Source organism: Pseudomonas sp. JAI120 (assembly GCF_014207255.1).
Classification (GTDB): Bacteria; Pseudomonadota; Gammaproteobacteria; order Pseudomonadales; family Pseudomonadaceae; genus Aquipseudomonas.
Window position 1 is genome coordinate 763565 of record NZ_JACHCZ010000003.1, and the last position, 7368, is coordinate 770932.

6 protein-coding genes and 1 pseudogene are annotated in these 7368 nt (G+C 57.7%); 2 read left to right on the forward strand and 5 right to left on the reverse strand.

Going from position 1 to position 7368, the window contains the following annotated elements:
- Positions 1–114: 114 nt before the first annotated feature.
- From HDC32_RS21045 to HDC32_RS21060, 4 genes are all read right to left on the reverse strand, one after another.
- Entirely contained in the window at positions 115–1551 is a 1437-nt protein-coding gene (locus HDC32_RS21045; RefSeq protein ID WP_145338332.1) for an NAD(P)(+) transhydrogenase (Re/Si-specific) subunit beta, read from the reverse strand.
- Complete coding sequence (locus HDC32_RS21050) at positions 1551–1871, reverse strand: NAD(P) transhydrogenase subunit alpha (RefSeq protein ID WP_003220416.1); 321 nt, start codon at positions 1869–1871, stop codon at positions 1551–1553. Before HDC32_RS21050 ends, HDC32_RS21045 begins: the two co-directional genes overlap by 1 nt.
- A 15-nt stretch (positions 1872–1886) precedes the next feature.
- Positions 1887–3008 carry a Re/Si-specific NAD(P)(+) transhydrogenase subunit alpha gene (locus tag HDC32_RS21055; RefSeq protein ID WP_131699549.1) on the reverse strand — a complete coding sequence of 374 codons (1122 nt, stop codon included), beginning with the start codon at positions 3006–3008 and terminating at the stop codon, positions 1887–1889.
- 452 nt (positions 3009–3460) lie between these two features.
- A complete protein-coding gene (locus tag HDC32_RS21060) occupies positions 3461–4360 on the reverse strand; it encodes a LysR family transcriptional regulator (RefSeq protein WP_184745317.1) in 900 nt (299 codons plus the stop codon).
- A 158-nt stretch (positions 4361–4518) separates the two neighbouring features.
- On the opposite strand from HDC32_RS21060, the gene HDC32_RS21065 reads away from it, so the two are divergent.
- Both HDC32_RS21065 and HDC32_RS21070 read left to right on the forward strand, forming a co-directional pair.
- Positions 4519–5700, forward strand: a complete 1182-nt coding sequence (locus HDC32_RS21065) for an acyl-CoA dehydrogenase (RefSeq protein WP_131699547.1) — start codon at positions 4519–4521, stop codon at positions 5698–5700.
- A 12-nt stretch (positions 5701–5712) separates the two neighbouring features.
- A complete protein-coding gene (locus HDC32_RS21070; RefSeq protein WP_184745319.1) occupies positions 5713–6933 on the forward strand; it encodes a CaiB/BaiF CoA-transferase family protein in 1221 nt (406 codons plus the stop codon).
- Between the two features lie 226 nt (positions 6934–7159).
- Here the strand turns inward: HDC32_RS21070 and HDC32_RS31870 are convergent.
- A pseudogene (locus HDC32_RS31870) lies at positions 7160–7368 on the reverse strand (hypothetical protein); the annotation flags it as partial.

Sequence of the window (7368 nt, forward strand, 5' to 3'; positions counted from 1 at the left end):
CTACCATGGTCGAATGCGGGGCAGCGATTTAGAGCCTTTGGTCGGGTTTCATGGGGTAATAAAAAACCCCAGCCTACAGGAGGCCGGGGTTTGGAGTATTGCGCTGAAGCAGTGTTACTCGACGGCCTTGACCATGTCTTCAATGACCTTCTTCGCGTCACCAAAGACCATCATGGTCTTGTCCAGGTAGAACAGTTCGTTATCCAGCCCGGCATAACCACTGGCCATTGAGCGCTTGTTGACAATTATGGTCTTGGCCTTGAACGCTTCCAGGATCGGCATGCCGGCAATCGGCGAGTTGGGGTCGTTCTTCGCGGCCGGGTTGACCACGTCGTTCGCGCCCAGCACCAGTACCACGTCGGCCTGGCCGAATTCGGAGTTGATGTCCTCCATCTCGAACACCTGGTCGTAAGGCACTTCCGCCTCGGCGAGTAGGACGTTCATATGCCCAGGCATACGGCCGGCCACTGGGTGGATCGCGTATTTCACGGTCACGCCACGGTGGGTCAGCTTTTCGGTCAGTTCCTTCAGCGCATGCTGTGCCCGTGCCACTGCCAAGCCATAGCCTGGAACGATGATCACGGTGTCGGCGTTGGTCAGCAGGAAGGTGGCGTCGTCGGCCGAACCGGACTTCACTGGGCGTGCTTCTTTAGAACCCGCTGCAGCACCGGCATCCGGCGCATTGCCGAAACCGCCGAGCAGTACATTAAAGAAGGAACGGTTCATCGCCTTGCACATGATGTACGACAGGATCGCGCCGCTGGAGCCCACCAGGGAGCCGGCGATGATCAGCATCGAGTTGTTCAGCGAGAAGCCGATCCCTGCCGCTGCCCAGCCGGAGTAGCTGTTGAGCATCGAAACGACGACCGGCATATCGGCGCCGCCAATCGGGATGATGATCAGCACGCCCAGCACGAACGCCAGGGCCAGCATCAGCGCGAAGGCGCTGAGGTTGCCGGTGAACATGAAGGCCAGGCCCAGGCCCAGCGTCAGCAGGCCGAGCACCAGATTCAGCTTGTGCTGGCCGCCGAACTGTACCGGTGCGCCTTGGAACAGGCGGAACTTGTACTTGCCCGACAACTTGCCGAACGCGATCACCGAACCGGAGAAGGTAATCGCACCAATAGCCGCACCGAGGAACAGCTCCAGGCGGTTGCCCGCCGGGATCGCGTCGCCCAGGTGTTTGACGATGCCCAGGGACTGCGGCTCGACCACGGCGGCAATGGCGATAAACACCGCGGCCAGGCCGATCATGCTGTGCATGAATGCCACAAGCTCCGGCATCTTGGTCATTTCTACGCGCTTGGCCATGACCGAACCGGCGGTGCCGCCAACCAGCAGGCCTACGATCACATAGCCGATGCCGGCAGTGGCCAGTTCAGCGCCGAGCTTATAGATGAGGCCCACCGTAGTGAGTACCGCCAGCGCCATGCCGAGCATGCCGAACAGGTTGCCGCGCCGCGACGTGGTTGGGTGTGACAGGCCTTTAAGGGCCTGGATAAAGCAGATCGACGCGATCAGGTAGAGCGTCGTCACGAGATTCATGCTCATTACTTCGGCGCCTCTTCTTTTGCTTTCGGGGCTTTCTTCTTGAACATCTCAAGCATTCGGCGCGTTACCAGGAAGCCGCCGAACACGTTGACCGCCGCCAGGGCCACGGCCAGGGTACCCATGGTCTTACCCAGTGGAGTAACAGTCAGTGCTGCGGCGAGCATTGCGCCGACAATCACAATCGCCGAAATGGCGTTGGTCACTGCCATCAACGGTGTGTGCAGTGCGGGCGTGACGTTCCAGACCACGTGGTAACCGACATAAATCGCCAGCACAAAGATGATCAGGTTGTAGATACCGGGGGAGATAAGCTCTTCCATCGTCTGAATCCCTGCTTAGGCGTTTTTGCGGATGACTTGGCCGTCGCGGCACATGAGGCACGCGGCGACGATGTCGTCTTCGAGGTTGATTTCAAACTGCCCTTCCTTGTTGAAGACCAGCTTCAGGAAGTCCAGCAGGTTGCGCGCATACAAGGCCGAGGCATCGGCGGCGACTGCACCGGCAAGGTTGGTCGGGCCGCAGATGATCACGCCGTTCTCCACCACCACCTGGTCGGCGACGGTCAGCGGGCAGTTGCCACCCTGAGCGGCCGCGAGGTCGATGACCACCGAGCCGGGCTTCATCTGCGCGACGGTATCGGCGCTGAGCAAGGTCGGTGCCTTGCGGCCGGGGATCAGGGCGGTGGTGATGACAATGTCGGCCTGCTTCGCACGTTCGTGCACGGCCAGGGCCTGGCGCTGCATCCAGCTGGTGGGCATCGGACGCGCGTAACCGCCGACGCCGACGGCGCATTCACGTTCTTCGTCGGTTTCGTAGGGCACGTCGACGAACTTGGCGCCAAGGGATTCAATTTGCTCTTTTACGGCTGGACGCACATCAGATGCTTCGATCACTGCACCCAAGCGTTTCGCCGTGGCGATTGCCTGCAAGCCCGCGACGCCGGCGCCGAGGATCAGCACACGTGCGGCCTTCACCGTGCCGGCGGCGGTCATCAGCATCGGCATGAAGCGCGGATAATGGTGGGCGGCGAGCAGCACGGCTTTATAGCCGGCAATGTTGGCCTGGGAAGACAGCACGTCGAGGCTCTGGGCCCGCGAGGTGCGTGGCGCAGCTTCCAGCGCAAAGGCGGTGATGCCCTGCTCGGCCAGCTTGGCAATGGTTTCATTGCTGAACGGATTGAGCATGCCCACCAACACGGTGCCGCTTTTGATCAGCGCCAGCTCGCTGTCGCTCGGGGCGACCACCTTGAGAATCAGCTCGGCGCCTAACGCATCGCCGGCGCTGCCAATGGTCGCGCCTGCCGCCTCATAGGCACTGTCGACGATGCTGGCATTGATGCCTGCGCCGCTTTGAACAGTGACCTTATGGCCCTGGCCGATCAGCTTCTTGATGGTTTCCGGGGTGGCAGCCACCCGCGTTTCACCGGTCTGGGTTTCGAGAGGAACACCAATGTGCACGTCAAATCTCCTGCATGATCTTTTTGCTTTTGATCTTTTTGTAAAAAGGCCAGTGCACCGTGAGTGGCGCAGCTGGGGCGGCCGATCAGCACGATCCCGCTGAAATGACAGCGGGGCGCGGCATTTTGCAGGCGAACTTTACGGCCTTCAAGGGATTATGACGGGTGACGAAAAATTAACTACAAGTCACCCTGTGACTGATTGTCGCAATAGTTTGAAATAACCTCTTTAAATACAGGTGTTTAAAAGGCTACAGCTGATTCGTATGTGTTTTTCCATCGTTTGTGTGAATAGTCGGGAATTGACCGATAGGAGTCGCTACAAGCCATGAAAATCATGGCCTTAAGCCTTTTTTCAGATTGACAGGTACAGTCTGTTTAAATGCGACATATACGTACATCTGTAGGTTTTAAATTTAGCTGACTACAAAGTCAGTATGTGGGGTTTGTCCTTTAAATGCTGGGGCTGTAGCGCTGCGATTGGTCGATCAACCAGTCTCTGAACGCGTGCAGTGAGGCTGATTCGACTTTTCTGTCAGGAATCATCAGGTAATAAGCCTTTGAGCTGGGCAGCGCCTCTGGGCTTGCGATCACCAGTCGATGTTCGTCCAGTTCTCGCTGGATAAGGAACGGCGGGATCAGCGCAATACCCATCTCGTGCATGGCGGCTTGAGACAACATCGAGAATAGCTCGTAACGTGGGCCTGTCATGTCGCGGGGCACGTTCAGTTGTTGGGCGTTGAACCATTGGCGCCAGGCGTAAGGGCGGGTGGTCTGCTGCAGCAATGGCAGTTCTGCAATCTTCTGGGGGGTGAATCGCTCAAGTTCGCCCAATAGTCGCGGGCTGCACACGGGGACAGGATTTTCTCCCATAAGCCTGTGGGATTCGGTCCCGGACCAATCTGCGTCGCCGAAGTAAATTGCCGCGTCGAATTCCGTATCCGCAAACAGAAAAGGGCGTGTGCGGTTAGTCAGGTTTACCGTCACCTCCGGATGCTGTCGTTGAAAGTCCTTGAGGCGAGGGATCAACCATTGCGTACCAAAAGTGGGAACTACGGCCAGCTCAATGGTATTTGCGCCCTGCTGCCCCATGACGGACAGGGTGTCGCGCTCCACGGCGTCCAGCTGGGTGGCGACGCGGCGGCTGTACGAAAGCCCCGCCTCCGTCAGCTTTACCCCGCGCCGTGAGCGCCGAAACAGCTCGACACTTAAAAATTCCTCCAGGCTGGCGATCTGTCGGCAAATGGCGCCTTGGGTGATGGAAAGCTCATGCGCCGCTTTGGTAAAGCTCTCGTGGCGGGCTGCCGCTTCAAAACTGACAAGAGCGGTGGTGCTGGGGATTTTTCTGCGCATGTACCTTGTCCTCACATAAAAAGTGCTGATGTGCCATTTTCTTGTGTTACGAAGTGAGAAATTAGCACAAGCCTATGCAAAAACCTCGTTTGCTCTCCCCGCCTGGCGGGCCTAGGCTCCATCCACGACTTCTGATTTTTCTTTGCGAGGACTTATTCATGGCTGGCAAGGCAAGCTTCAACTGGATCGATCCGCTGCTGCTGGATCAACAGCTCACCGAAGAGGAGCGCATGGTGCGCGACAGCGCCGAGCAATTCGCCCAGGACAAGCTGGCGCCGCGTGTGCTCGAAGCCTTTCGTCATGAAAAGACCGACCCGGCGATTTTTCGCGAAATGGGTGAGACCGGTTTGCTGGGGGCAATGATTCCTGAGCAGTACGGCGGCAGTGGTTTGAGCTACGTGAGCTACGGCTTGATTGCACGTGAGGTTGAGCGCGTTGACTCCGGTTATCGCTCGATGATGAGTGTGCAGTCGTCACTGGTGATGGTGCCTATCAATGAGTTCGGTACCGAAGCGCAAAAGCAGAAGTACTTGCCGAAATTGGCCTCGGGTGAATGGATTGGCTGTTTTGGTTTGACCGAGCCTGACCACGGTTCCGATCCCGGCGCGATGATCACTCGTGCACGCAAAGTGGATGGCGGCTACAGCCTGACGGGCGCAAAAATGTGGATAACCAATAGCCCGATTGCTGACGTGTTTGTGGTGTGGGCCAAGGACGACGCTGGCGATATTCGTGGGTTTGTCCTGGAGAAAGGCTGGAAAGGCCTGAGTGCGCCGGCGATTCACGGCAAGGTCGGCCTGCGCGCCTCCATCACCGGGGAGATCGTGATGGATAACGTGTTTGTGCCGGAAGAGAACATTTTCCCGGATGTGCGCGGCTTGAAGGGCCCTTTCACCTGCCTTAACTCGGCGCGCTATGGCATCTCCTGGGGGGCTTTGGGTGCTGCCGAGTTCTGTTGGCACACCGCACGCCAGTACACCCTGGATCGCCATCAGTTCGGCCGTCCATTGGCAGCAACTCAATTGATCCAGAAGAAGCTGGCCGATATGCAGACCGAGATCACGCTGGCGCTGCAGGGCTGCCTGCGTCTGGGGCGTATGAAAGACGAGGGAACGGCGGCGGTTGAGATCACATCGATCATGAAGCGCAACTCCTGCGGCAAGTCCTTGGACATTGCTCGTATGGCGCGGGACATGTTGGGTGGCAACGGTATCTCCGATGAGTTCGGGGTGGCACGTCATTTGGTGAACCTGGAGGTGGTTAACACTTATGAGGGTACTCATGACGTGCACGCTTTGATTCTGGGGCGCGCGCAAACCGGTCTTCAGGCGTTCTATTAATAGGGGAACGGCATGGGCGCGCTTTCGCATCTGCGGGTATTGGATTTATCGCGAGTGTTGGCAGGCCCCTGGTCCGGGCAGATCCTTGCGGACCTTGGGGCTGAGGTGATCAAGGTCGAGCGACCTGGTAGCGGTGACGACACACGCGCCTGGGGCCCCCCCTTCCTTAAGGACGCTGATGGCGAGAACACGAGTGAGGCGGCGTACTACTTGTCTGCTAATCGCAACAAAGAGTCGGTGACTATCGACTTTACGCGCCCGGAGGGACAGCAACTGGTGCGAGATCTGGCGGCCAAGTCCGACATCTTGATCGAGAACTTCAAGGTGGGCGGCCTGGCGACGTATGGGTTGGACTACGAGTCGCTCAAGAAGGTGAATCCGGAGTTGATCTACTGCTCGATCACTGGCTTCGGTCAGACGGGCCCGTATGCCGCTCGCGCGGGGTATGACTTCATGATCCAGGGGTTGGGTGGGCTGATGAGTCTTACCGGCCAGCCGGAAGGTGATGAGGGGGCCGGGCCGGTGAAGGTGGGGGTGGCGTTGACTGACATTCTCACTGGGCTCTACTCGACGGTGGCGATCCTTGCTGCACTGGCGCATCGGGATCATGACGGTGGTGGGCAGCATATCGATATGGCGTTGCTTGATGTGCAGGTGGCCTGCCTGGCGAACCAGGCGATGAACTACCTGACGACGGGGGTGGCGCCAAAGCGACTGGGTAATGCTCATCCGAATATCGTGCCTTATCAGGATTTCCCTACGGCAGATGGCGATTTCATCCTGACGGTGGGTAATGACGGGCAATTTCGTAAGTTCGCCGAAGTGGCTGGACAGCCGCAGTGGGCGGATGACCCGCGGTTCTCTACTAATAAGGTGCGGGTAGCCAACCGCGCTGAGCTGATTCCATTGATACGCCAGGCTACAGTCTTCAAGACAACGGCTGAGTGGGTGTCACAGCTGGGGCGGGTTGGTGTGCCTTGTGGGCCGATCAATGACGTAGCCCAGGTGTTTGCCGATCCTCAGGTGAAGGCGCGGGGGCTGGCGATACAGTTGCCGCATGCGTTGGCAGGGATGGTGCCGCTGGTGGCCAGTCCGATGCGGTTATCCAAGACGCCTGTGGAGTACCGTACTGCGCCTCCTTTGTTGGGGCAGCACACGGCTCAGGTGCTGCAGGATGTGTTGGGGTTGGGCTCGGCGAGTGTGAAGGCTTTAAAAGAAGCGGGAGTTATCTAGCGGTGCTCCTATATATAGAGGGCGTTTTTGGTGGTTTTTTAATCAATTTCGGTAAGTTGATAGGAAAACCAAATTAAGTGTTGACGGCAGATTCTGGAAGTCTATAATTCGCCCCACTTCCGGCGCAGTCGAAACGTAAAACTCCTTGGTAAACAAAGAGTTATGCGGGATTGGACGGCGAATTGCTTCAGTTCATCGAAGCCCAGAAGGAGTTGATAGAGTCGTGTTATTTGGCGCTATTAACGATTCGATCTTCTCGGTCGAAAGCGGAGAAAAAGAGGTGTTGACAGCAGCGTGTAACGCTGTAGAATTCGCCTCCCGCTAACGAGAGATCGGAAGCGCAAGTGGTTGAAGTTGTTGAAGAAATCTTCGAAAGCTTCTGAAAATAATCACTTGACAGCAAATGAGGCTGCTGTAGAATGCGCGCCTCGGTTG

Bases quoted from the DNA above. Each gene is read 5' to 3' on its own strand.
- HDC32_RS21060 (WP_184745317.1), bottom strand. From the start codon at position 4,360: ATGCGCAGAAAAATCCCCAGCACCACCGCTCTTGTCAGTTTTGAAGCG.
- HDC32_RS21070 (WP_184745319.1), top strand. From the start codon at position 5,713: ATGGGCGCGCTTTCGCATCTGCGGGTATTGGATTTATCGCGAGTGTTG.
- HDC32_RS21050 (WP_003220416.1), bottom strand. From the start codon at position 1,871: ATGGAAGAGCTTATCTCCCCCGGTATCTACAACCTGATCATCTTTGTG.
- HDC32_RS21045 (WP_145338332.1), bottom strand. From the start codon at position 1,551: ATGAGCATGAATCTCGTGACGACGCTCTACCTGATCGCGTCGATCTGC.
- HDC32_RS21065 (WP_131699547.1), top strand. From the start codon at position 4,519: ATGGCTGGCAAGGCAAGCTTCAACTGGATCGATCCGCTGCTGCTGGAT.